Annotated in this window: 14 protein-coding genes and 1 tRNA gene; 6 read left to right on the top strand and 9 right to left on the bottom strand. The window is 69.3% G+C overall.

Annotation, left to right across the window (positions count from 1 at the left end; translation table 11 throughout):
• Nucleotides 1–7: 7 nt before the first annotated feature.
• Complete coding sequence (locus AAG827_RS07245; RefSeq protein ID WP_341925220.1) at nt 8–5,167, bottom strand: peroxidase family protein; 5,160 nt, start codon at nt 5,165–5,167, stop codon at nt 8–10.
• Nucleotides 5,168–5,545: 378 nt separating this feature from the next.
• Between AAG827_RS07245 and AAG827_RS07250 the strand changes: the two genes are divergently transcribed.
• Nucleotides 5,546–6,739: a S8 family peptidase gene (locus AAG827_RS07250; RefSeq protein WP_341925221.1), complete on the top strand. Its 1,194-nt coding sequence runs from the start codon at nt 5,546–5,548 to the stop codon at nt 6,737–6,739.
• 186 nt (nt 6,740–6,925) lie between these two features.
• Complete coding sequence (locus AAG827_RS07255; RefSeq protein WP_309648477.1) at nt 6,926–7,165, top strand: DUF3263 domain-containing protein; 240 nt, start codon at nt 6,926–6,928, stop codon at nt 7,163–7,165.
• A gap of 9 nt (nt 7,166–7,174) precedes the next feature.
• Here the strand turns inward: AAG827_RS07255 and AAG827_RS07260 are convergent, their stop codons facing one another.
• Nucleotides 7,175–7,831: a response regulator transcription factor gene (locus AAG827_RS07260; RefSeq protein ID WP_341925222.1), complete on the bottom strand. Its 657-nt coding sequence runs from the start codon at nt 7,829–7,831 to the stop codon at nt 7,175–7,177.
• A gap of 64 nt (nt 7,832–7,895) precedes the next feature.
• Between AAG827_RS07260 and AAG827_RS07265 the strand changes: the two genes are divergently transcribed.
• Complete coding sequence (locus AAG827_RS07265; RefSeq protein WP_341925223.1) at nt 7,896–8,672, top strand: PIG-L deacetylase family protein; 777 nt, start codon at nt 7,896–7,898, stop codon at nt 8,670–8,672.
• Nucleotides 8,673–8,744: 72 nt separating this feature from the next.
• On the opposite strand, the gene AAG827_RS07270 is transcribed toward AAG827_RS07265, so the two are convergent.
• Genes AAG827_RS07270 through AAG827_RS07280 form a run of 3 tightly spaced genes read right to left on the bottom strand, consistent with a single transcriptional unit; the run spans nt 8,745 to nt 10,951 of the window.
• Nucleotides 8,745–9,764 carry an adenosine deaminase gene (locus AAG827_RS07270; protein WP_341925224.1) on the bottom strand — a complete coding sequence of 340 codons (1,020 nt, stop codon included), beginning with the start codon at nt 9,762–9,764 and terminating at the stop codon, nt 8,745–8,747.
• A gap of 21 nt (nt 9,765–9,785) precedes the next feature.
• Nucleotides 9,786–10,469, bottom strand: a complete 684-nt coding sequence (locus AAG827_RS07275) for a thioredoxin domain-containing protein (protein WP_341925225.1) — start codon at nt 10,467–10,469, stop codon at nt 9,786–9,788.
• 5 nt (nt 10,470–10,474) lie between these two features.
• On the bottom strand, nt 10,475–10,951 hold the full coding sequence (locus AAG827_RS07280) for a MauE/DoxX family redox-associated membrane protein (protein WP_341925226.1): 477 nt from the start codon (nt 10,949–10,951) through the stop codon (nt 10,475–10,477).
• Nucleotides 10,952–11,028: 77 nt separating this feature from the next.
• Here AAG827_RS07280 and orn point away from each other — a divergent pair, with 77 nt between their 5' ends.
• From orn to AAG827_RS07295, 3 genes are all read left to right on the top strand, one after another.
• Nucleotides 11,029–11,664, top strand: coding sequence for an oligoribonuclease (gene orn / locus AAG827_RS07285; RefSeq protein ID WP_341925227.1), 636 nt, complete (start codon nt 11,029–11,031; stop codon nt 11,662–11,664).
• A gap of 46 nt (nt 11,665–11,710) precedes the next feature.
• Nucleotides 11,711–11,786 (top strand) — tRNA-His (locus AAG827_RS07290).
• Nucleotides 11,787–11,977: 191 nt separating this feature from the next.
• Nucleotides 11,978–13,384 (top strand): site-specific integrase, encoded by a 1,407-nt coding sequence (locus tag AAG827_RS07295; protein WP_341925228.1) that lies wholly within the window; start codon nt 11,978–11,980, stop codon nt 13,382–13,384.
• A 444-nt stretch (nt 13,385–13,828) separates the two neighbouring features.
• On the opposite strand, the gene AAG827_RS07300 is transcribed toward AAG827_RS07295, so the two are convergent.
• From AAG827_RS07300 to AAG827_RS07315, 4 genes are read right to left on the bottom strand one after another with little or no spacing between them, the layout of a single operon-like run.
• The gene (locus tag AAG827_RS07300; protein ID WP_341925229.1) at nt 13,829–15,133 is read right to left on the bottom strand and encodes a hypothetical protein; all 1,305 of its coding nucleotides are present in this window, start codon (nt 15,131–15,133) and stop codon (nt 13,829–13,831) included.
• Nucleotides 15,130–16,350 carry a restriction endonuclease gene (locus tag AAG827_RS07305; protein WP_341925230.1) on the bottom strand — a complete coding sequence of 407 codons (1,221 nt, stop codon included), beginning with the start codon at nt 16,348–16,350 and terminating at the stop codon, nt 15,130–15,132. The genes AAG827_RS07300 and AAG827_RS07305 overlap by 4 nt, the downstream gene beginning before the upstream one ends.
• A complete protein-coding gene (locus AAG827_RS07310) occupies nt 16,325–19,015 on the bottom strand; it encodes an AAA family ATPase (protein WP_341925231.1) in 2,691 nt (896 codons plus the stop codon). The genes AAG827_RS07305 and AAG827_RS07310 overlap by 26 nt, the downstream gene beginning before the upstream one ends.
• Nucleotides 19,012–22,824: an N-6 DNA methylase gene (locus AAG827_RS07315; RefSeq protein ID WP_341925232.1), complete on the bottom strand. Its 3,813-nt coding sequence runs from the start codon at nt 22,822–22,824 to the stop codon at nt 19,012–19,014. Before AAG827_RS07315 ends, AAG827_RS07310 begins: the two co-directional genes overlap by 4 nt.
• Nucleotides 22,825–22,916 lie beyond the last annotated feature (92 nt).

Here is a 22,916-nt window from a genome sequence, read left to right on the forward strand (position 1 = left end):
CGGTCCGTCATGGTGCGCTGGTGAACGTCCAGCTGGTGGAGACGAACGGGGTGCCCGCCGCGGCCGACCGGATGGCTGCCGGCCCGCCGGTGAGGGTGACCCGGTAGAGCGTGTTCCGGGCCAGGGCGCCGTTCGGGTTCAACGTGGCCCGGGTGCCGGCCGCGATCGCCGCAGTGGTGAGCACACCCGGGATCACCGCGTTGGTCGTGGCGTCGGTGAGCACGAACGTCGTGCCACTGACTCCGATGACCGCCGGGCTGAAGTTGACCACCAGGTTGGCGCCCCTCGCCACGTTGGTCGCGTTCGGCACCGGTGTGGACGACGCCACGGTGGGCGCCGGTGGGGCGAGCGTGGTGAAGCTCCAGCTCGTCGTGGTGAACGGGATGCCCGTCAGGCTCCTGATCGCCGACGGCCCACCGGTGAGGGTGATCGTGTAGACCGTCCCAGCCGCCAGGTTGGCGTTGGGGTTGAGCCTCATCCGTCGGGCGGCACCGTTGTAGTTGACCGTCGCGGCGATGATCGCCCCGGCCGGGTTGCGCAGCACCACCGTTCCAGTGGTGAAGCCGGCAGCGGCCATCGGCACGTCGAAGATGGCGTCGACGTTGCTGTTGACTGCCACCCCGGTCTCGTTCACACCCGGCGTCCGGCTGGTGATCTGAGGTCCGACGGGAGCCGTCGGGGTCACCGAGTTGGACGGATCCGAGAGCGGACCGGTGCCGATCACGTTGCTGGCCCGCACCCGGAAGGTGTACGCCGTCCCGTTGGTCAGCCCGTTGACCACCCGGCTGGTGGCCGTGCTGGCGATGCCCGTGATGACGGTGCCGTCGCTGATCACGATCTCGTAGCCGGTGACCGCCGGGGAGCCGTCGGCGACCGGAGCGGTCCAGTTGACGGTTGCCGAGGCGTTGCCGGCCGTCGCGACGCCGATCACCGGGGCTGCCGGCGCCGACACGTTGACGACCTCGTCGCTGAACTGGAGGCGCTCGACGCGACTGACGCGGTCCTGGCCGTCAGTCGCCGTGCCGCGGGCGTGCGTCACGGTGATCGCATCGGGGCCGAAGGTGACGTCGTAGTCCGCACGAGGACCGGAGAACACTGCTGTGTCCGTCCCGCCCGAGCCGACCAGGACCTCACGGACCGCCACGATGTTGCCGGGGTCGACAGTGCCTGCGAAGACCGCCTGCTGCAGTGTCGGGCCCGTGAGGGCGCCGGTGCTGGTGCGCAGGTACTGACTGGTCATCGCGCTCTGCAGCGAACCCTCGATGCTGGCACTCCCGATCTCGGAGGCCGGGTCGCTGGGATTGGTGCGCACGCTCAGCCGGACACTGAGGTAGGCGTCGCCGTCGATGACGTCGTCGGCTCCTCGACCCTCGATCAGATCGCTCCCGGCGCCGCCGAGCAGGATGTTGCCGTCACCCCACACGTTGGGTCCGGTGAGGATCGGGCAGTCCTGCGATGCCGACTGCGTCACGACCGTCTCGAGCGGAGTGGCCAGTGGCGGCACCAGGGCGTCGAGACCGCTGATCCGGTCCAGACCCGCCTGGTCCAGCACGTCGCAGCCGATGAAGCCGGCTCCACCGACTCCGCTCGGCACGATGTCGTCGCCGCGCAGGGTGTCGTCGAACTTCCAGCCCGACAGGGCCTCGACCTCGTTGAACTTGTCGCGGACACCCACCTGGAGGATTCCCAGGGGAGGAATCGGCAGGGCCAGGTCCATGTCCTGGGCCTGGGGCTCGCCTTGACCGATCTCCCAGTCGAAGCCGGACGCGCCTGCGACCTTCTCGATGCCGGAACCGCCGACGCCGATGTCGTCGCCACCTTCCATGTCGTAGTCGTCGTCACCACCCTGTCCGATCAGGATGTCGGAGCCGGGCTTCTGCGAGTCGTCCAGGAAGAACAGGTTGCCACTGTCCCCCTGCATGAGGTCCGGCTGGTCACCACCCTCCTCCCAGTCGTTGCCGCTGTCGCCGAAGGCGGCGTCGAGGCTCTGCCCGAGGTAGATGAAGTCGTCACCGTCACCACCGAAGGTCTCGTTGGCGTTGGCTCCACCGTTGGTGAAGTCCTTGCCCTCGCCTCCCATGACGATGTCCAGACCAGGACCGGCGTCGATCGCGTCGTTGCCGGGACCGCCCTTGGGCACGTCGTCGCCTGCCAGGTCCGTGATGATGTCGTCTCCCAGGCCGCCCAGGGCGACGTCGGCTCCTCCGCCACCTTCGATCACGTCGCTTCCGGGGCCTCCCCAGAAGGTGTCGTTGTCGTTGCCGCCCCAGACGCGGTCGGGACCGTCGGTGCCGTTGTAGACGCTCTGGCCGTTGATGCCGGGAGGGTCGACGGAGTTGAACTGGCGGTACTGGATGGTGCCGTCCGGCTTGCGCAGGAGAACGAGGTTCTCGGCGCACTCCGTCGAGGGGTCGTCGACCACGGTGTTGCCGGAGGCGGTGAACCCGGCCGGCGTGCCGGCCAGGTTGCCCAGCTGGAACTTGCAGTCGGCCGTGGCGAACGAGTCGGCCTTCAAGGTGTTCGTGCCCGAGGTGTTGCGCATCATCAGCTCGGCGAACGAGTTGCCCTCCAGCTGCGTGCGCAGGTTCATGCCCGGAGTGCGGGCCAGGTAGTAGAGCCGGTCCCCGTTCTGGAGGTCGGTCATCTGGTTCTCGAACACGTAGTTGAACGTGGTGCCGAGGAGGCCACCGAAGGGAGTAGTGATCTCAGCGAGACCACCCACCCACAGGTCGACGTTGTCGAGACCGGTGATCGACCGGGTCCCGTCGTTGCTCCAGGCGCCGACGCTGTTCATGAACTGCGCGGCGTCCCCCGGGATGTGAAGCTCGCCGAGCACGGGGTTGACGAGTCGCCTCGCGGCGGTGCGCCTCGAGGCCAGGGTGGCGGGACCGTTGTCGGCGGTCTCGTCCTCGACCGTGGTCGGGTCGTCGATCAGCTCACCGTCCGGACCGACGTCGGTCAGGATGGTCGGGTGCTGACCGTAGGCCGCGACGAAGTTGACCAGCGATGCCGGGTGCTTGAGGTTCTCCCCGAAGTCCACCCAGCTGGAGTACGGACGTAGCTGTCCGTCGTTGGTCGCGCCGAACACCTCCCGGCGGAAGACGTTGAGCGGCGGGACGCCCTCGGACCGAGCACGTGTCATGTTGATCGTCGCGAGGTCGAGGGGCAGTCCCAGCAGGTTGTTGCGCAGCGTCTCGGTCACGAACTCGTCGAGCTCGTTGCCGATCTGGTCCGACATGCCCATGATGATGCTGCCCGCGGCCTCCTGCGGGTTGAGCGTGCCGGCGGTCCCACCGTCGGTGTAGGACGCCGGGTTGAGGAACCCGTCCAGCAACGAGATGTCGTTGTCGGTGCCATCGGCGTTCCGCCGGGAGATCGTCTCGGTCAGCATGGAGTGACCGAATCGGTAGACGGCGTGCGCGAACTCGGCCCGGACAGCCGGGTTGAGGTCGGGCTGGGTGAAGGCGAACGGCTCGAAGGGGTTGATCGCGGGCTGCACCTTCCGGGCGAACTCCTCGAAGACCAGGTGCTGGTACTCCATCTCGGTGACGAACCGGGCCGCCTGGAAGAGGCGCTCCCCGTTCCAGGCGCCGTTGACGGCATCCGGAGCACCGGTGTCGAGCTTCCACTGGGCCAACGCGGCCACGCCGCTCACCGAGGTGTCGTTGGTCAGCGTGTTCTTGATGTCGTCGATGAGCCGGTCGTGCTCGGAGTGGAAGACCTGGTGGATCGCGGTCAGGCCGATGTTCTCGTTGACCCGGCCGTCACCGGCGATGAAGTGCGCATCGAGCAGCTCGTCGTCGTACGTCCCTGCGGGCGACGGCGTGTCCAGGCTGTTGCCGGCCGTGTCGTTGCTGTCAGGTCCCGCAGCGGTCGGTGCGGCGCTGTGCGCGATGTCGGTCAGGAACGGGGTGTCGAAGTACCTCACGTTCGAGGGGACGGGCACGGGAGCGGAGGTGTCGCCCTCGACCAGACCGGTCTCGGTGACGTACTGCGGCAGTCCGCGTGCGGGGCCGGGGATGAAGTTGCCGTAAGGGTCCACGGCCAGCATGGGGATGTTGGTCACGTCCGCATCGACGAGCAGCAGCCCGAGCAGGTCCGCTGCCTGTGCCTTGGTCGTGGCCCACGTCGCCATGCCCGTGTCCACGCCGTCACCGGCGAAGACGCCGCCCAGCAGCTTGCCGGTGGAGACCGGACGACCCGCCGAGTTGTTGACGTACTCGCGCAGGAAGGCCTGGTGCGAGGCGTGCGAGCTGTAGGTCTGGCTCTGGTCGACCCAGGGCGAGTCCGTGTTCTTGGTGTCGCGGACGTCGTCGGCGCTCTCGTCGATGGGCGTCGCGGGGTTGTCGCCGACGACACCGTCAGCACCGGGCTGGTTCTTGCCCCGGGTGAGCACCATGAACCGCAGGTTGGGATTGAGGTCGTCGGCGTCACCGAACACGTGGTTGGGGCCGGCAACAAGCGGGTCGTCGTCCTTGAGGGGCACGAACACCGTGCCGCTGCCGCCCTTGACGGTCTGGTCCACGCCGTGGTCGAAGAACTGGCCGAAGAGGGTGAACAGCGAGTTGTACGGCGGCGAGAGTCCGACGTCGGTGGTCACGTTGGGGATGAAGAGCGTCTGGTGCGACGGCGTGCACCCGAGCGGGACCTCGACCACGACGGGGTCGGCCAGGGGGTCGGGGTCAGTCGTGCACGGCACGACCCCCGGGTTGCCCTGGGTCCGGACCGGGAAGCCGGCAGCCGCGACGGCAGCCGGGTTGGTCGAGGTCTGGTCCACGATCAGGTTGCTGACGATGCGGGGCTCGGTGTCGAAGACGTTGCCTTTGGTCTGGGCATAGGTCGTCGTTCCTGGAGGTCCGAAGCCGGCGGGGACGGGGCCCGCAGCCTTGAAGTCGGCGGTCGCCAGGCGCGGGAACAGCTCGTCGGCGGCGCCGATGCGTTCCCGGCCCGGCACGAGGTTGTTGCAGGAACCGTCGACCGTGCGCAGCCCGAACGAGAGCAACGGGCTCGAGAGCTGGTGGGGACCGGTGCCGACCAGTGCGCCGCACGGACCCGTCGCCGACGTGGTGTTGGCGACATGCGCCTCGGCGATCTTGATCTGCTTGAGGATGTAGGCCAGGTCCGAGGGGGTGACGACGAAGCCCTGGCCCACCGTGGGCGCAGCCACTGCAGCCTCTGCCGACGTCGACGCCCCAGGAAGGACGAGGCTCACGACAACCGCGAGGCACGCGGCTGCCGCGACTCTGCTCTTGCGCACGGGCGGCGTAGCGCCCGTGAGTTTCTTGACGATGCGGCGCATGACTAGCCCATCTCGTTGGCGGCCGGAGCCGGAGGGGTACGAAGTGGGGATCACCATCCGCTCGACACCTTGGGAACTCCTTGGAGCTCTGGCGAGGGGCGCCAGAGGATGGTCGAGGGTTTCCCCGCTACCGCGGTGCGGCTCCTCCGGGCGAGAGTCCTCCTCAGCGACAACCAGGTCGCTCGCTGTCCGCTCTCGGGACGGTGTCGGACTCAGGACCCACAAGGTCCGAGGAGGAACACGTAGATGTTGAGCAAGACCAGGATCGGTGCGGCGGCCTTCGTCGTCGCCCTCGGCGGCGCTGCCGCCGTCCCCGGGGTGTCGGCCACCGCTGCCCCCGCCCCCCAGGCCGGCGACACCCAGGCCCCGCTCGTGCAGGCCGCGGAGGCCATCGACGGGCGCTACATCGTGGTCTTCGACCGCGACACCACGCGGGCCGAGGCCACCGACTCGCGTGCGGACGCTCGCAAGGACGGCGCGGAGATCAAGCGCGTCTACACCAACATCGGCGGCTATGCCGCTGCTCTCTCCGACGCCGAGCTGGCCGAGGTCCGCAGCGACCCTGACGTCGCGTTCGTCCAGGAGGACGGTCGCGTCAGCATCGAGGCCACGCAGACCGGCGCCACGTGGGGCCTGGACCGCAGCGACCAGCGTGCTCGCCCGACCAACGGGACCTACACCTACTCCCTCACCGGCTCCGGCGTCCGGGTCTTCGTCATCGACACCGGCATCAACGGATCGCACAGCGAGTTCACCGGTCGCGTGGCCGCCGGCGCCACCGCGATCAACGACGGCCGTGGCACCACCGACTGCAACGGCCACGGCACCCACGTGGCGGGCACCGTCGGCGGCACCCGCTACGGCATCGCCAAGAGCGTCACGCTCGTCCCCGTGCGGGTCCTCGACTGCCAGGGCAGCGGTGCCAACTCCGGCGTCATCGCCGGCATGGACTGGGTGGCCGGCCAGACCGGCGGCGCCCGCGTCGCCAACATGAGCCTCGGCGGTCCCGCCGACGCCGCCACGGACGCCGCCGTCCAGCGCATGGTCTCCGCCGGCGTCACCGTCGTCGTCGCCGCCGGCAACGAGAACCAGAACGCGTGCAACGTCTCCCCGTCGCGGGCGACCAACGCGATCACGGTCGGGGCCACCACCAGCACCGACGCGCGCTCGAGCTTCAGCAACTACGGCTCGTGCGTGGACATCTTCGCGCCCGGCAGCTCCATCACCTCGGCCTGGATCGGGTCCACGACGGCGACCAACACGATCTCGGGCACGTCGATGGCCTCCCCGCACGTCGCGGGTGCCGCGGCGCTGATCCTCCAGGCGTCGCCGTCGGCCTCGCCCGCGACGGTGGCCAGCACGCTGATCGCCAACAGCACCACCGGCGTCGTCACCGGCGCCAACGGCTCGCCCAACCGGTTGCTCTTCACCAACCCCTGACAAGTGACCTGATCAGTGACCTCAGCACTGACCTGATCCATCCCCCGCGCACCGCCCGCCCCTCCCCCCGGGGCGGGCGGTGCTTGCGTCGGGGCAGGCCCATGTGTCCTGACTCTCACCCCGGTCACCCAGCCCTACCCACATCTGGCGATTCAGGCGCGGAGCAGTGCTCATAACCTCGTGACCATGGCTCACACTCTCACTGCCGAGGACCGAGAGATCCTCGCCTTCGAGCGGCACTGGTGGAAGTTCCCGGAGGCCAAGGAGACCCAGACCCGTGAGCGGTTCGGCCTGACGATGGCCCACTACTACAACCGTCTGAACTGGATCATCGAGCAGCCCGAGGCGCTCGAGCTGGACCCGCTCGTCGTACGACGACTGCGGCGTCAGCGCGCCGGTCGGGTGGCCTCGCGCCTGCGCGACTGACCCGGTCCGCTACTCCCCGGCCGGATCCAGGATCCGGAGCCGGTCGGGTGAGAACCCGTGGGTCATGCCCCAGACCACGGCCTGCGAGCGCCGCGTGACGTCGATCTTGCGGTAGGCGGTGCGCACGTAGGTCTTGACCGAGTTGATGCTCAGGTAGGACCGGTCGGCGATCTCCTGGTTGGAGAGCCCCTGGGTGATCAGGGCGATGACCTCGGCCTCGCGGGCACTCAGCCCGTGCTCACGACCAGGCCAGGCGCCGGCGTCTCGAGCCTCGGCGGCCGGCGGCCCGGGACGCACGACGTCGCCTCCGCACACGGCCTCGACGGCCGCGACGACCTCCTCGGCCGTGAAGGCCTTCGACACGTAGCCGCGGGCACCCTTGGCGATCGAGCGGTCGACGAGCTCGGGCTGCACGTTCCAGCTGTAGATGACGACCTTGGCCCGCCCGCCGTGCACGAGGTCCTCGAGGTCGACCCCGTCACCCTGCACCTGACCGAAGGTGTCGTAGAGGATGACGTCGACGTCCTGGGACACCGACATCCCGGCGTCCAGCTCGACCACCGAGACCCGCTCGGAGAAGGGGTCGAGCATCGCCGCCACGCCCGCGACCACGATCTCGTAGTCGTTGACGATCGCCACCCTGATCGGTCCCGCGTGCTCTGCCATGGGGACAGGATATTTCACCCAGGCGGAGGAAGCGTCATCCGACCCTGATTCGTAGGTTGACCTCGTGCGGGAACCCCTGATGACGGCCGCCGACTGGCGTGCCCACCCCGCCTACGGAGCCGTGCCGAGGATCGACCTCCTCGACCCTGCACAGGCCTGGTCGCGCCTGGTCGTCGTCTCCGCCCACCCCGACGACGAGAGCCTCGGCGCCGGCGGGCTCATCGCGGCCGCGCACGCCGCGGGCCTCCGGGTGTACGTCGTCCTCCTCACCGCCGGCGAGGCGTCGCACCAGGGCGCGCCGGGATCGAGCCGGCACGCCCTCGCCACGCTCCGGCTGGCCGAGATGGAGAACGCCCTGGCCCGGCTGGCCCCCGACACGCCCCTGGTGTTCCTCGGCGCGCTCGACGGCCAGGTCGCCGAGGCCGAGAGGGCCATCGCGGACTCCCTCACCGACCTGCTGGGCGAGGCCGAGCACACGCTGCTCGTCGCACCCTGGAGCCGCGACGGCCATCCCGACCACGATGCGGCGGGTCGAGCGGCGCGTGTCGCGGCCGAGCGCTCGGGGGCCCACCTGCTGGAGTACCCCGTGTGGTTCTGGCAGCGGCACACCGCTGACGAGGCGCCGTGGGAGGAGATGGTCTGCCTCCCCCTCAGTGACGAGCTTCGCGAGACCAAGGCGGCCGCCATCCAGTGCCACGCCAGCCAGGTCCGACCTTCGTCGGACAGCCCGGACACCGAGGCCCTCCTGCCCGGTCGGATGCTGTCGCACTTCGCCGGGACCCACGAGCACTTCGTGTGGACCCCGGCGAGCCTCCCGACCACCGAGCCGACCGACGGATAGAACAGCACTGGCCCCGCGCTGTATGAGAGTGCGGGGCCCTCTGCGTCCCTACGAGGGTCTCTACGAGGGTCCTTACGAGGTCGTGCCTGCCACGTAGGCGTCGATCTCGGCGCGCACCGACGCCTTGACGTCGTCGGGGGCGAACGACACGTCGATCGCCGTGCGGGCCAGGTCGGCCACCCCGTCCTCGTCGAGCCCGAGCAGGTCGGCGGCGATCGCGTACTCGCGGTTGAGGTCGGTCGCGAACATCGGCGGGTCGTCGGAGTTGATCGTGACGACCACCCCGGCGTCGACGAACGCCTTGAGCGGGTGCTCGGCCAAGGTCGCGACCGCCCGGGTCGCGACGTTGGACGAGGGACAGACCTCGAGGGGGATCCGGTGCTCGGCCAGGTGCGCGAGCAGGGCCGGGTCGGCGGCCGCGGACGTGCCGTGACCGATGCGCTCGGCACCGAGGAGCCGGATCGCGTGCCAGATCGTCTCGGGCCCGGTGGTCTCCCCCGCGTGCGGCACCGAGCGCAGGCCCGCGGCGCGGGCGGCGTCGAAGTGCGGCTGGAACTGCGGGCGCGGCACCCCGATCTCGGGCCCGCCCAGCCCGAAGCCGACCAGCCCCTCCGTCCGGTGGTCCAGCGCATAGCGCAGCGTGTCGTCGGCGGCGGGCAGTCCCGACTCGCCAGGGATGTCGTAGATCCAGCGCAGGACCAGCCCGAAGTCACGCTCCGCCGCGTGGCGCGCGTCCTCCAGGACCTCGGTGTAGGCCTCGATGGGGATGCCTGCGGCGACCGACGTGTACGGCGTACAGGTCAGCTCCGCGTAGCGCAGCGACTGCCCCTGGGCCATCTCGCGAGCGATCTCGTAGGTGAGGTAGCGCAGGTCCTCCGGGGTGCGGATCAGGTCGACGACCGCGAGGTAGACCTCGACGAAGTGGGCGAAGTCGCGGAACTCGTAGAACGAGCGCAGCTCGTCGAGGTCCGACGGCACCCGCCCCGGGTGGCGTGCGGCCAGCTCACTGACGATGCGGGGGGACGCGGAGCCGACGTGGTGCACGTGCAGCTCCGCCTTGGGCAGACCGGCGATGAAGTCGTTCAGGCTCATCCTGAGGATGCTGCCAGGCCATCACTCGAGCGCCGCCACCAGGTTGTCCACGATCTCCTGCATGGTGCGTCCGTCCTGGAAGAACCGCCCGTCGAGCAGCACCGTCGGGGTGCTGTTGACACCCGCGTCGGCCGCCGCGCTCGTCGCGTCGGTGACCCACTGCTCCTGGGCGCCGTCCTCGATGCCGGGGCGCACGTCGTCCTCGGTCGCGCCCGCCTCGACGGCCTTGGCGACGAGCCAGTCGGCATCCGGGTAGGGGCCGCCCTCGGCCGGCTGGTCGGCGTAGAGCTCGTCGTGGAAGGTCTTGGCGACCTCGGGCCCGGAGACGTCGAGGACCACCGCGAAGGCGTTGGCGGCATCGACGGAGTAGTCGGTCCGCAGCAGGTCGAAGGGCCGGTAGTCGACGTAGACCTTGCCCTCGTCGGCCAGCCTGGCCAGCTCGTCGCCGGAGGCCGCCTCGAGCTGGCCGCAGTAGGGGCAGAGGAAGTCCTCGTAGATCACGACCTGGTGCGGAGCGTCGGGGTCGCCGATCGCGACACCGTGCTCGGTGGACCCCGCAGGTGCCGCCGCGATGTCCTGGGACGAGTCGCGCAGCCTGTTGACCAGGAAGCCGGCCCCGATGACCAGGATCATCGCCACCACGACCCCTCCCACGGCCAGCGCATTGCTGCGTCGCTCCTGTGGTGCTCGGGTCTTGGTGGACATGGACATCACGATCCTTCGGTGGTCACGGTCGTACGACGGAACAACAGGTTGTCGAGCGCCAGGCGGGAGGCGCGCAGCCAGGCGAGGTAGCCGGACAGGGCGAGCAGCGCCGCATCCCGCGCGATCTCCCACGGATAGCTGGAGGTGGCGTCGGGGTCGTAGCCCCCACCGCCGAAGCAGCCGCAGTCGATCTCCAGCCCACGCGCCCAGACCGACACGATGCCGGCGATGAACACCAGGAAGAGGAGCGCGGACACGACCGCCGCCCCCCGGGTGAGGAGCCCCAGGACCAGGGCCACCCCGAGGACGATCTCGACGACCGGCAGGAGGTGGCCCACGGTCCGCGCCGTGGAGGCCGGGAGGATCTCGTAGGCGCGCACGGCCTGCACGCTGGCGTAGGGGTCGGGGAGCTTCACCGCACCGGCGGCGATCCACACGCCTCCGGTGACCAGGCGCGCCAGCAGTCCGAGCCATTCCCTCACGTCTTCGACGCTAGGCCGCCCCCGGGGAGGGACGGAGAGGCGAAGGTCCTTCCCCGACAGGTCTAAGGTGACCTCTCGTGACTGACCGACTGGTGTGGATCGACTGCGAGATGACCGGACTCGACCTGGGAGCGGACGCCCTGATCGAGGTGGCGGCGCTCGTCACGGACTTCGACCTCAACGTGCTCGGCGACGGCATCGACCTGATCATCAAGCCCCCCGCCGAGGCGTTGGAGCAGATGATCGACTTCGTGCGCGACATGCACGAGAAGTCCGGGCTGCTCGAGGAGCTCGAGGGAGGGATCACCCTCGCGGAGGCCGAGGAGCAGGTGCTGGCCTACGTCCAGGAGCACTGCCCCGACGGCTCGCGCCCGCCGCTCGCCGGCAACACGGTCGGCACCGACCGGCTCTTCATCTCCCGCGACATGGCCGACCTCGACGCCTTCCTGCACTACCGGATCGTCGACGTGTCCTCCATCAAGGAGCTCTCGCGCCGCTGGTTCCCCAAGGCCTACTACGCCGCTCCGGCCAAGCGCGGCAACCACCGCGCCCTCGCCGACATCCAGGAGAGCATCGAGGAGCTGCGCTACTACCGCGAGGCCGTCTTCGTGCCCTCCCCCGGGCCCGACTCGACCGCGGCCCGCGCCATCGCCGAGGTCCACGGCGGAGCCCTCACCGGCATCTCGGACCCCGATTCGAGGACCGGCGCCTGATCGGACTACACTCCTCTTCGTTCTGGGCTCAGCCCGGATCGACCTGGTGGGTATAGCTCAGCTGGTAGAGCGCCGCCTTGTGGTGGCGGATGTCGCGGGTTCAAGTCCCGTTACTCACCCCAGTGGTGTCGAGCCCCTGATCAGCGGAAACGCGGTCAGGGGCTCGACTCATTTGCGCCGTGCCCCCCAGCTGGGGGGCACGGCGGGGGGCACCTCGAACAAATTGGGGGGCAGTGACGGGGTCGATTGCACCCAGTCGGACCCTCAGCACGGTGGAGCCGGTCAGCACAACCAACCGACCGGAGTAACCATCATGTGGATCGAGAAGCGCGGCCAGCAGCACCGGGTCTACTGGCGCAACCAGAACCAGACCGGCCCCAAGAAGTCCTTCGAGCCCTTCGGCACCCGCGACCAGGCTGAGCTCTTCCGCCAGCTCGCCCGGGCCAGCAGCCTGCCCCGTGCCGTGGCCTACGTGCGCAACCCGAGCGAGGAGGCGCTGATGGAGCTGCTCGGTCGCCGGCCGTTGTCCAGGCCTGCGGAGACGTCGACGGCGGTGCAGGCGGTTGCCGGCGTGCTGGGGTCCAGCACAGGCGTCGGGGACCGGTACAACCCGAGAGTCGGCGTCACGTTCGCGCACCTGTGGCAGCGCTGGCTCAACAGCCAGCGCCACCTCGAGGAGTCGACCCACGACCTCTACGAGCAGTACGGCCAGAACCACCTGCTGCCGTTCTTCCGCGAGATCGACCTCGGCCTGATCCAGCGCGCCGAGCCGCTCCGAGCCGCCGACGCCGTCCCCGGCACCGTCTACGTCGACGACTGGGTCAGGCAGATGCTGGCCAAGCCCCGGCGCAACAACGCTCAGCGGCCCATCAAGGACTCCAAGCTGAGCATCAAGTTCATCCGCAACGTCCACACCGTGCTGAAGCAGGTCCTCCAGTTCGCGGTCGACGAACGCCCGGCCCTGCTCGAGATCAACCCGGCACGTGAGATCCGGCTGCCCAAGCAGGACCGCCGCGAGATGTTCTTCCTCCAGGACGCGGCGGCCTACGTCGCGCTCCGCGCCGCGATGGACGACCACTTCCGCCCGCTGCTCGACTTCCTGGTCGGCACCGGCGCCCGCTTCGGCGAGGCGGCCGGGCTCCTCGTACGCCACCTGCACCTGGACGTCGACCGGCCCTACGTCGACATCCGCGTGGTGCTGAAGTGGGCACGCAAGAAGTGGAAGCTGGGCCGCCCCAAGACGAAGTCGTCGGTCCGTCGGATCACGCTCTCCCCCAAGCTGGTGGAGGTGCTGCGACCCCTCGTGGACGGCAAGGCCGACGACGAGCACGTGTTCACGATGGTCGAAGGCGGCCCCCTTCACCACGGCAACTTCTACAACCGCTACTTCCGGCCAGCCGTGAAGGTCGCCGGCAAGCCGGTGCCCAGCCGGCTCCGTATCCACGACCTGCGGCACACCCACGCCGCCTGGCTGCTCAGCGACGGCGTCCCGAGCTACGTCGTGCAGCGCCGACTCGGACACAGCAGCAGCCTCACCACCGAGAACGTGTACGGCCACCTCACCCCCGACGCCGACGACCGAACCCTGCGGCTCGTGGACCGGCGCCTCCCCGACTTCTTGGTCCGTGACGACGAAGGTGCGGTGCCGTGCCGGCTCTCGAAGTGGGAGAGCGCCCTCCCCGAGTTCGACGTCGACGACGAGGACGACCTCGCAGCCTGAGCCGGTCCGGACCGGCCGGTCACCGACGGCCAGCCGCGCTCTGTCCCTCCACTCTGAGCTGCCGATCCGGGTGGTGATGGGTGTGCAGGCAGCTGGTCGACGGGTTTTGCGCGCGGCGACGACGCGTCCCTGGTCAGCCGAGTCCGCGCAGAAGGTTTCGCCTTCGGTGTCTCGAGGGTCGGGGACGCTCAGGTGGCACTCGAAGTCGCTGTGTCCCCGGTGTCCGCCGAGTTACTGGCGGGCCTGCTCAACCGCCCGGGGAGGCGGCGACGAGCGCCGACTTGGCCGGGCTGCGCCGTGGTCAGGTGGCGAGCGCCGGGGGGTGATCGTCGAGACCCTGCGATACTACGAGCGCCGCGGCCTCCTGGCGGAGCCGAGTTGCGGCGGTTTCATCGACGCCGTGCCCGGAACTCTAGGGGCACTGCAGACGCTCCGGCGAGGCCATCAGCCCTCGACATCCTCGCCGTCGCCAGCCGGTCGACCGCGGCCTGACCTCAGCCTGCCAGGCAGCCCCTGCACTGATCTACGTGCACCGCCGGCACCGTCCCGGGCGCGTCCCAAGGCAGCGCCACCGCCGCGCCGGACGGCGCCTACGCCTTCGGAACCCGTCTCGATCGCCCGGGCTCGGACCTCGCCGGCTGCGGAGGACCACCGGCGCTCCTCCAGCACCGCGTGCGGCGTCTCGACTCCGAGTAGGCCATGGAAGTCTAGGATCGCCCCGCTGACCCGTCCGCCGGCGCGCACCGCGCGGGGCGATGCCGCCGGGTGCAGCAGGACCTTCTCGTTGGCGGTGCCGGCTGCGGCGACGATGCGGACGAGCAGCCGCTCGGTGGCCACGCCGATGTCGGTGAGCCGCTTGCGGCGAGCCTCTTCCAGCCCACGCCGGTGGTCGTCGACCTCTCCCGGGGACGCGTCAAGCACTCGGTCCAGTTCGAGGACGTCAAGTCCCTCCTGCAGCTGGAACGTCCGCGCCAGCACTGCAAGCCACTCCTGAGTCGTGCCCGCCGCAGCTGCGGTGGCGTCCGCGATGTCAGACACCTTCGCGGCGGACTCGAGCTTGCCAGCCAGGGCGTCGAGCTGGGCCAGCGCATAGCCCTGGACCTCAGCGATGGTCGTCGACAGGTTCTGCACCTTCGACCACGTCACCTCGTCGACCTTGCCCCGTGCTCGGCTGACCGTCATGGCCTCGTCGATCGCCATTCCCGCACCCACCAGTCGCGAGACCACCGAGTCACGTTGCGCACGCAGGACGTCGTCCAGCTTGGCGTCGATGCGCTCCAGGTAGTCGGTGATCTCGTCCATCGTCTGCTGCATGGCCAGCTGCGCCATGACTCCGGCTGCACCGGCGAGCATGGCCGGGTTGGTGAGCCCGGCGCCCGGTCCACGGACGAATTCCACGAAGCCCTTGATCTGCCCCTTCTCACCCTTCAGCACTCCGGTCTGCAAGCCGCTCTTCGAGCTCTCCCTGAGTCCGTGCTTCTTCATCGCCTTGGCCGACTCCTCGCTGAGCTTGACCCAGCGACCCGAGCCCGCAGCGATCTCTGAGCCGGCTTGCGCCGTCGCAGAGCCTGTCGACAACAGTCCACGGAGCCGTGCCACGCCTAGACCCGCGGACGCCGGACCGGCGGCCACCAAGCCCTCTGAGGCGAGGAACTGCTCAATAGCGCTGGGCGCGCCGAACACAGCTAGGCCGCGTTCGTCGGCCACAAGCCGAATCTCGTTGGTCTCCCCGGGCTCATCGCTGCTCACGCGCTCTCCATCATCCTCAGTGCCTCGGTTCTTGCGTTGGGGGCGAGTGTTGCCGCTAGCGCCGACACCTCGGCCCGCAAGTCCTCCGGCGAGGCGGTGAGGTCTACCCGGTGGACGGCGATGGCGGCGTCGGTACCTCTCACTTCGTAAGGCGGCGGAGCGGTCCCGCCGTCGGCGTAGATCAGGTGCCCACTCGTGAGGCCGAGACGCGCGCAGTAGGTGACGAGCTGATAGATGTCGGCGTTCGAGACCTTCCCGGCGTCGTCCAGGACCTTGTACTTGGTGTCCGCGACGCCGCTCCACCCTGTGCCGTCGCCGCGCACCAGGTCGGGCCGGATCACCAGGGTCTCGCGCTGATCGAGCGGCAACGTGACTTGCGCCGACCAGGCCGGATCGATGTCGGCGAGGAGCCGCGCCACGAGGCGCTCGAACAGGTGCGCCATGTTCACGCGGAAGCCATGGACGACGCTCTCCCCGGCGGCGCTCTCCACGCTCACGTGCCGCAGCGTCAGCTCGGCCAGCCCCAGCAGCGCGTGCAGACGCGCGTTCAACCTCGTCGGCTGCCAGGCCGGTAGTCCCGCGCCGGGCACCAGGCGCTCAGCCTCGACCAACATCCGGTTCACCCGCCGCAGATCAGCCTCCGCCCCGGGCGTCAGGCCGGGCAGGGCAAGCAACGCCAAAGCGGCGGACCGGATCAGCCGGTTCTCCGCGGTGTCGACGGTCCACTCGTCCACCGTCACCTCTAGCGGGCTCAGCTGGCCGAATCGTCGTAGGTACTGGTCCCGCAGCCGCACCCGGCCGCGCAGCACGGGCAGCGTCTGGTCCTCGGTGCGGTAGCCCCGCAGCGGGCCTGCTGCGAGCGCGTGCTCGGCCTCCAGCACGAACATCCGAGCAAGGACGGCGGACAGGTCGGCGTTGTCCGCGAGCTCAACCCGCTCGTGATCGACGGCAAGGTCCGCTGCGCCGTCTGACATGGCGAGCAGCCGCAGCACCTGCACCGCTCCGACCTTGGGCGCGACCCGCACCACGAGGTCGCCACGCGCCACGGCTCCGACCCAGTACTCAGCGGTCACCCGCCAGCCCAGCTCGTCGGGGATCACCTTCACCAGCTGCGAGGTGTTCAGCGCCGTAGCCTCGGCGGTGGTGAGGTCGACCGGGTAGAGCGTCTGTCCCTCGGACAGGCGCTCCAGGTCACTGCGCGTCGGCACCGGCTTCACCAATCGGCGTCTCGATGAGCCCGTCCAGCCCAAGGTCGCGCGCCCATGCCGGGAACGGGTACCAGGCATCGACCTGCTGGTGTTTGCCGTAGTGGTGCTCGACAAGCATCGGACGCAGCTCGCGCCGCCACAGCCGATCGAGGGCCGCCGGTGTCTCGACACCGTCCCGCATGAAGTACGACGGCCCGAACGCCAGAGCCGGGTCTAGGCCACGCTTGGCCATCTCGGCGTTGAGGCGGTCCCGTAGGTCGGCCAGGGCGGTCGGGCGGCCGGTGGTCGCGCACCAGCGGTGCAGCATCCCGGCCAGCGCCGGCTCCTCCGACCCCATCGACAGGAACACGAACCGGCGCCGCATCGCAGCGTCAAGCAGCGCGATGGACCGATCAGCGGTGTTCATCGTTCCGATGATGAACAGGTTCGGCGGCAGAGTGAACTGCTCCCCCGCGCTGTACAAGAGCTCGACCGGACGGTTTCGGTACTCCAGCAAGAAGTACAGCTCGCCGAAGACTTTCGCGATGTTGGCGCGGTTGATCTCGTCGATCACCAGCACATACGGCTTGCTCGGGACCTTCTCGGCCTCCTCTGCCAGGCGCTTCAGCGGCCCCGGCATCACTGTGAGTTGGCCAGCCTCGTCGCCCTTAGTTACGGGCCGGAAGCCCTCCACGAAGTCCTCGTACGAGTACGTGGGGTGGAACTGGACGATGCTCCACTGCGTGTCCGTCAGTTCGCACGCGTCGATGAGGGCCTGCACGAGGAACGTCTTGCCGGTCCCCGGAGGACCTTCGAGCACCACCTGGCGCCGCTCGTTCAGGCTGACCAGGAGCTCGGCGATCCACGATGAGTCTGCGTGGTGCAGGCGGGTGGCTAGCGCCTCCTCGTCGCACGCCAGGGCAGCGGGCTCGACAGTTACGGGTTGGTCCTTGGTCTCATCTGAGTCGACCACCGTGGTCGATTCGAGGCCATCGAGATCGTCCAGGTCGTCAGGGCGCTCCGCTTCCTCGTCCTCCGGCCGGAGTTCGGCCAGCGCTCCGGCGAGGTCGGTCAGGTCGAGGACGTCCTCGCCCTTGAACCGCACCCTCGTGCGGATGCTGCCGGGCAGCGCCTTCACCTCGGGCGCAAGGTCCGGGTACCAGGTCACCGCGCGGGTCAGCAGCGTCATGCCGCCGATCGACTGGAGCCGCGCTGGTTCGTCCTGCACCACCCCCAGCCGCAGCGCGCCACCGTCGACGGTCGCCACGAGGTCGCCCTCCGACATCCCGAGGGCGAAGGACAGGACGTCGCGCTTCTTCGCCTCTCGCTTGACCACTTGCAGGTCGCCATAGTGCTCGTCCACCAGGTCACCCAGGGACTTCTGCGACGGCTCCTTCGGCAGCTGAGTCAGCTTGCCGACCGTGATCGACACGATCCCCTGACGCACCCACGTCGGCACCCGGTTCTGCTGGTCGACCTCGCCACGGACCAACCACGCGCGGCCGCCGTCCGCGTCACTCCACGCCTGAAGGAGGGGGGCTTGGTCGTAGCGCACTGCTGCCCCACCGGCCTCGGCCTGCAGGCGAAGCGTGATCGCCTTGAGGTCCTTCTCTACGTCTCCACTCAGCGCATCCGCTTCGGCACCGAGCGCGGTGACGATGGCTTCCCGATCAGCCGAGCGAAGCACGGTGGTGAAGGACTGCGGGTGGACCACGACGCACAACAGCGCCGCGACACGCGGGTCGACACCTGGGGCCGCTCCGGCGAGGTCGCGGAAGGCCCACGGGTCGTCCCAGAGGGCCTCGCGCACGTCCGACGGCTGCTCGTGCCAGTGCACCAGCAGGTGTGCGAACGACGACAGCATCAACCACGGTGTTGCGATCAACCCCTGCCCTGCGTGGACGAAGCCCTGCTCGAGGTGGGCGGACATCTCCCATGGGAGACCTGGCGGGAGCTCGTCTGTCCGCAGGAGCGATCCCCGGACTCGGCTCCTCTTGGTCGACCCGATCATGTCGCTGAGCGGTCCCACCAGGAGAACCCACATCTCCGCGGCCAGCACTCGTGCCGTGTCCGATGCCAGTCCGCGCATGATCGCGTCGGGGGTCGGCTCCGCGACCAAGAAGTCGCGGAGCGACCGGCCCGAAGTGGAGCCCCATGCTTCGAGGCCCGGGGAGAGTGCCGAGTCTCCGCCGCGCCACGCAGCGAGCACTGGCGCACAGGCGCTGGAGGCGTGCACAAACCCACTGCCTCCGTGCGTGACCGCGGCCGATCGCTGCTCGGCAGGCTCCAGCGCAGCCTTCCTTAGGGTGTCCCACTTGTAGTAGGCATCGACTGACGTCTGGAAGAAGTCCTGCGGGTCTTGATGTTCACTGAGCGCTGTCCGTCCTTCGACGGTGGCTCGGAATCCGTCACGGGTGGCGTGCAGCCAGCCGGCGTGTTCGACGTTGGTGGTGAGGTTCCACCCGAGATTCGTCCAGGCGCGGACGGCGCCGCTGTTGGTGAGGCTGGCGTCCCAAGCCGTCAGCGGCTCGCGCGCGGCGCAGGCGTCCTGCAGCTCGGCCTGTGACACAGGCTCGGGCATCCGGACGAGCTCCTCCATCGCGTGCCGGATACGGCGCACGATTCGGACAGGCCAGTCCGGGTCTGGGCCGTCGGGTTCGGGCGATACCCGCGGGTCGACCGGGCTCTCAGTCATGCGGGCCTCTCAATGCGTGATGGAGTCGGGCGCTCGGGGTGACGGGGGCCGTCCCCGGGTGGCGGGTCGAGCGGGGAGACGAACGGCACGCCGGTGGCGGCCGCGCGCGTGAGCGCGTCGTAGGCGGCCAGGACGAGCCGCTTGGTGCGGTACTCCCCCAGGTCACGTTCCTCGACCTTGGCCACCACGAAGAACGAATCGAGCACGTGCTCGGCCTCGGCGCGGGACAGACCGTAGACGTGGAGCATCGCGGCTTCGAGCTCTGCGATGAGCTGGGATCGTCGTTCGGGCAACCAGCGAAACGGCCCGCCGACGGGCGCGCCAGCTGGCAGGACGAGCGCGTCGCGGGCGTACCCGGCCATCCGATGACTGGTGTAGGTCAGCTCCAGCACCCGGGGCCGAACAAAGTCGGCCAGCGTCGCGTCCGCCCACGAGACATCCGCGGTGAAGGTCGCAGGAGTGGGACATGCCAGTTGCTTCACGATGAAGTAGGTCATGCCAGCGCCGCTGAGCTTCTGCCTGGCAACGTAGTCGAAGACCATCGACGACCACACCGCCTGGAGCAGCGGCCCATGGGCCGGCTCAAGGGGAAAAGCAAGCGGAAATTTATGTCCCACGGCAGAGAGCGGCAGTGCGCTGGGCACAAAAGTCCGCGAGTCGCTCGCCCGGGCGATGTCGCGCCACCCGAACAGCCAGTCCCGGTCCCACCACGCCGGCGCCGAGTGGAGGACGGCGTCCTCGTCGACCCAGTAACGGGCAAGCACGTCGGTCTCCGGACCGTCGAGCTGCTCGGGAGTGAGCCGCGGGAGCGTGCCCTTGTTGAGTTGCGCCTGGGTGGCGTGCTCGTAGGTGGCGTGACGATTGTTCCAGTGCGAGAGCATCTTGGCCTCGTACAGCGGCAACAGCGATCGGTCCCCAGTCTCCCAAGCCCAGCCGTCGTAGTCCCCACCTGAGGCGGCACAGTCGTCGGCAGTCATGAACAGGCCGCTGTCGTTGGCCATGTCGAGCAGCCGAACGAACCTCAAGTTCCAGGGGTTCTCGCCGCCGTCTCGGATGAGGACCGGGTGCTTCTTGTAACAACCAAGGGTGATGTCGGCGTCCACCCGGGACCGGAACACCGGCAGGGTTCCGGTGTTGGGGTTGAGGAGCCTGATCTCGTCGGCTGCGACACGAAACCGGCGAGCAGGCACGTCCTGGACGAACCTCGTGTAGAAGGCCAGCGCGACGTCACGAAGAGTCTCACCACCGGACATGCTGGTGACGGCGAAGCGAAATTGGTTGTGCACGCCGGCGAAGATCTTCGCTTCGTTCTCGAAGTCGTAGAACGCTGCGAGCCGGGCGCTGTTGAGTGTGTCAGCGAAGAACGGGGCCGTGGTCGCGTCCGTCGCCAGACCGGTGGGCGTGATGATTCCGCTGCGCCCGTTGGGGGCTAAAACGGCACGGAAGTGTTCGGCGAACACCTGGTAGGTGTTCACGTCGCCAACCCCGGTGAGCGGGTACCGGCCGCTCGTGCGCAGGAACTGGCTCTCGGCCTCGGAGCGGCGCTTGGTGTCGTTGAACTCGACGAACACGGCGTGGCGTTCGCTGCCCTCGAGGGCGGCGATCGCCTTCTTGCGGGCCGCGGCGTTCCTGGCATCGGCGATGTCCTCGGCACGGGTGGCGAAGAATTCCTCTTCCTGGAGCTTGACCCTCTCCCACGGCGGATTTCCCAGGACGGCCGAAAATCCGCCCGTCCAGCCGTAGGTGTCCTCGACAGGGCCGCCGTCGGGGACGTGGAACACCTCGGGGAACTCGAGGTGCCAGTGGAAGAGGCGGTGCCGGGCGGCGATGGCGCGGACGGCGTCAAGCACGGTGTCGTCGGCGGTGCCCGCGGCGACGGTGTCGACGACAACGGTGGTGATCGGCACCGACGCCGGTGTCTTCTCGCCGAGGAAGGCGGCGCACCACGCGTCGGCTGCGAGCCGGTGGCGCAGGGTTTCGGGGTCGTCGTCGAGGGTCGCGTAGCGCTGGGCGGCGAACGTGACCTCATCGAGCGTGGCAGCGGCCCGGAGGGCCTGGTCGACCTCGGTGGTGACGGCACGGGCGCGGGCCGGGTCGAGGTGGGCGGCGCTCTCGCCGAAGAGATCATCCCCGCCCCGGTTGGCGCGCTCAGCCTTGTTGGCCTTCTTCCATCGGGTTGCTACTGCCTTGTCGTCGCCAGTGAGAGCCGTGAAGGCGGCGTCAGGTAAGCCGTCGCTCAACAGCGCGGGGGTGGTGCCGAGGAGGCCATTGCCGACCTTGATGTGGTGGTCGAGGAACGACAGCGGCTTGCCGGGGGTCATGGCGGTGAGCCAGAGGCTGACCTTGGCGAGGTCGGCGGCCATCGGGTTGATGTCTACGCCGTATAGGCAGCTGCCGACCACGTCATGGAGTGCGTCGGAGTAGTCGGTCGGGGTGGGGTCGAGCTCGCCCGTGCGTGCCACCGCGACCCGCAGCGCGATCCGCCGGGCCGCGGCGACCAGGAAATGTGCCGATCCGACAGCCGCGTCGCAGACCTTGAGCGCGAGGAGCGCCTCGGTGCGCTCCTCTGGGGTGCGGGTGTGCTTCTCGACATCGTCGAGCACCGGGTCGAGCGCGGTGTCGAGGACGAGCTCGACCAGCGCGGCGGGGGTGTAGTAGCTGCCGGACGTCTTTCGGTCGTTACCGGCCAGCGTCTCCAGGGAGAACGCGTGGCTGACCGGGTCGTAGCGGGGCACGAGCTCCAGCAGCGACTCGTAGACCGAGCCGAGCTCCTCGGGGCCGAGGTGGGCGAAGTCCACCACGCGTCGCGGCTCGCCCTTGGGTTGCACCACTGACAGCGACCGGACCGCTGAGAGCAGGCCACCGTTGGGGAGTCGGCAGCCGGCGAGCACGTCGGTGGCTGTGGTGCTGAACAGGCCGCCCAAGCCGGGCAGTCCGAGGCGGGGCTCTCCGTCGGACTGACCGAGTGCGTCGAGAACGAAGGTAGCGGCCTGCCACAGGTCGTCGTGTCCGCTGCCGTGTCGCTTCAGCGCCAGGTCGCGAAGGCGAGCGGAGGAGAAGTAGTCCTGGTATCTGGCCCGCTGGTCAGCAGTGGCGCCTGGGGCGAGCAGGGCGTCGCGGTCCTCCGCGACGGCCCAGAACAGCAGGCGGTACACGGTCCGCAGCAGGGCTGCGTGGACATCGGAGAGCCGCACGGTGCCGTCGGCGAGCGAGTCACGCAACTGGGTGTTGGCAGGGTGCTGGAGGAATCCGGTGCCAAGGGTTTCCAGGGCGGTCTCGACGCCGTCGCGCAGCAGGGTAAGCGCGCGCACGCCTTGGCCGATGGCGGTGGTGCGCCATCGCTCCAGCCAGCACGAGCTCGGAGCCGCGCCGTCGGCAACTTCGACGCGGGACTGATGGGCTAGCAGGAAGAGGAGCGCGAACTCGGCGAAGAGCTCGCCGTCGAACATGGCCTCGAGGTCGAACTCGACGTAGGCGAATCCGGTCAGCGTCGTTGAGTCGCGCAGCAGTCGGAGGATGCGGCCATTGGTGACGATCGCCCACAGGTGGTCGTCGGTTCGGTTGAGCAGCTCCTGGACCATCGCATGCGGTGCGCGCGCGGCACCGGCGACCCCGGGGCTGCGCGTGTCAAGGGGCACGCCCCAGCCGAGCTGGTGGATGGGGGTGCTCCCCCACAGGTGGCTGACCGGGTACTGCTTGGCGGCCGTCCCTTCGCCTGCGGTGAGACCGCCGACGGGTGTCGCGGCTACCCGGCCGTAGTCGAGGTCGCCCAGCACCTGGCTCAGCCAGCGTTCCCGGGTGACGGCCACGGCCGGGTCACCCTCGGGGAGCGCGCCGAGGTCGTCTCGGAAGCGTCGGTAGGTGGCGAGCAGATGGGTCCAGGCGCGGGCGGCAGCCTCGC

The sequence above is a fragment of the Nocardioides psychrotolerans genome, from assembly GCF_943371775.1.
In the GTDB taxonomy this organism is placed as follows: Bacteria; Actinomycetota; Actinomycetes; order Propionibacteriales; family Nocardioidaceae; genus Nocardioides; species Nocardioides psychrotolerans_A.

Excerpts from the sequence above, each read along its gene's own strand:
- AAG827_RS07275 (WP_341925225.1), bottom strand. The coding sequence starts at position 10,469 with ATGTCCACCAAGACCCGAGCACCACAGGAGCGACGCAGCAATGCGCTG.
- AAG827_RS07260 (WP_341925222.1), bottom strand. The coding sequence starts at position 7,831 with ATGGCAGAGCACGCGGGACCGATCAGGGTGGCGATCGTCAACGACTAC.
- AAG827_RS07250 (WP_341925221.1), top strand. The coding sequence starts at position 5,546 with ATGTTGAGCAAGACCAGGATCGGTGCGGCGGCCTTCGTCGTCGCCCTC.
- AAG827_RS07270 (WP_341925224.1), bottom strand. The coding sequence starts at position 9,764 with ATGAGCCTGAACGACTTCATCGCCGGTCTGCCCAAGGCGGAGCTGCAC.
- AAG827_RS07310 (WP_341925231.1), bottom strand. The coding sequence starts at position 19,015 with ATGACTGAGAGCCCGGTCGACCCGCGGGTATCGCCCGAACCCGACGGC.
- AAG827_RS07255 (WP_309648477.1), top strand. The coding sequence starts at position 6,926 with ATGGCTCACACTCTCACTGCCGAGGACCGAGAGATCCTCGCCTTCGAG.
- AAG827_RS07295 (WP_341925228.1), top strand. The coding sequence starts at position 11,978 with ATGTGGATCGAGAAGCGCGGCCAGCAGCACCGGGTCTACTGGCGCAAC.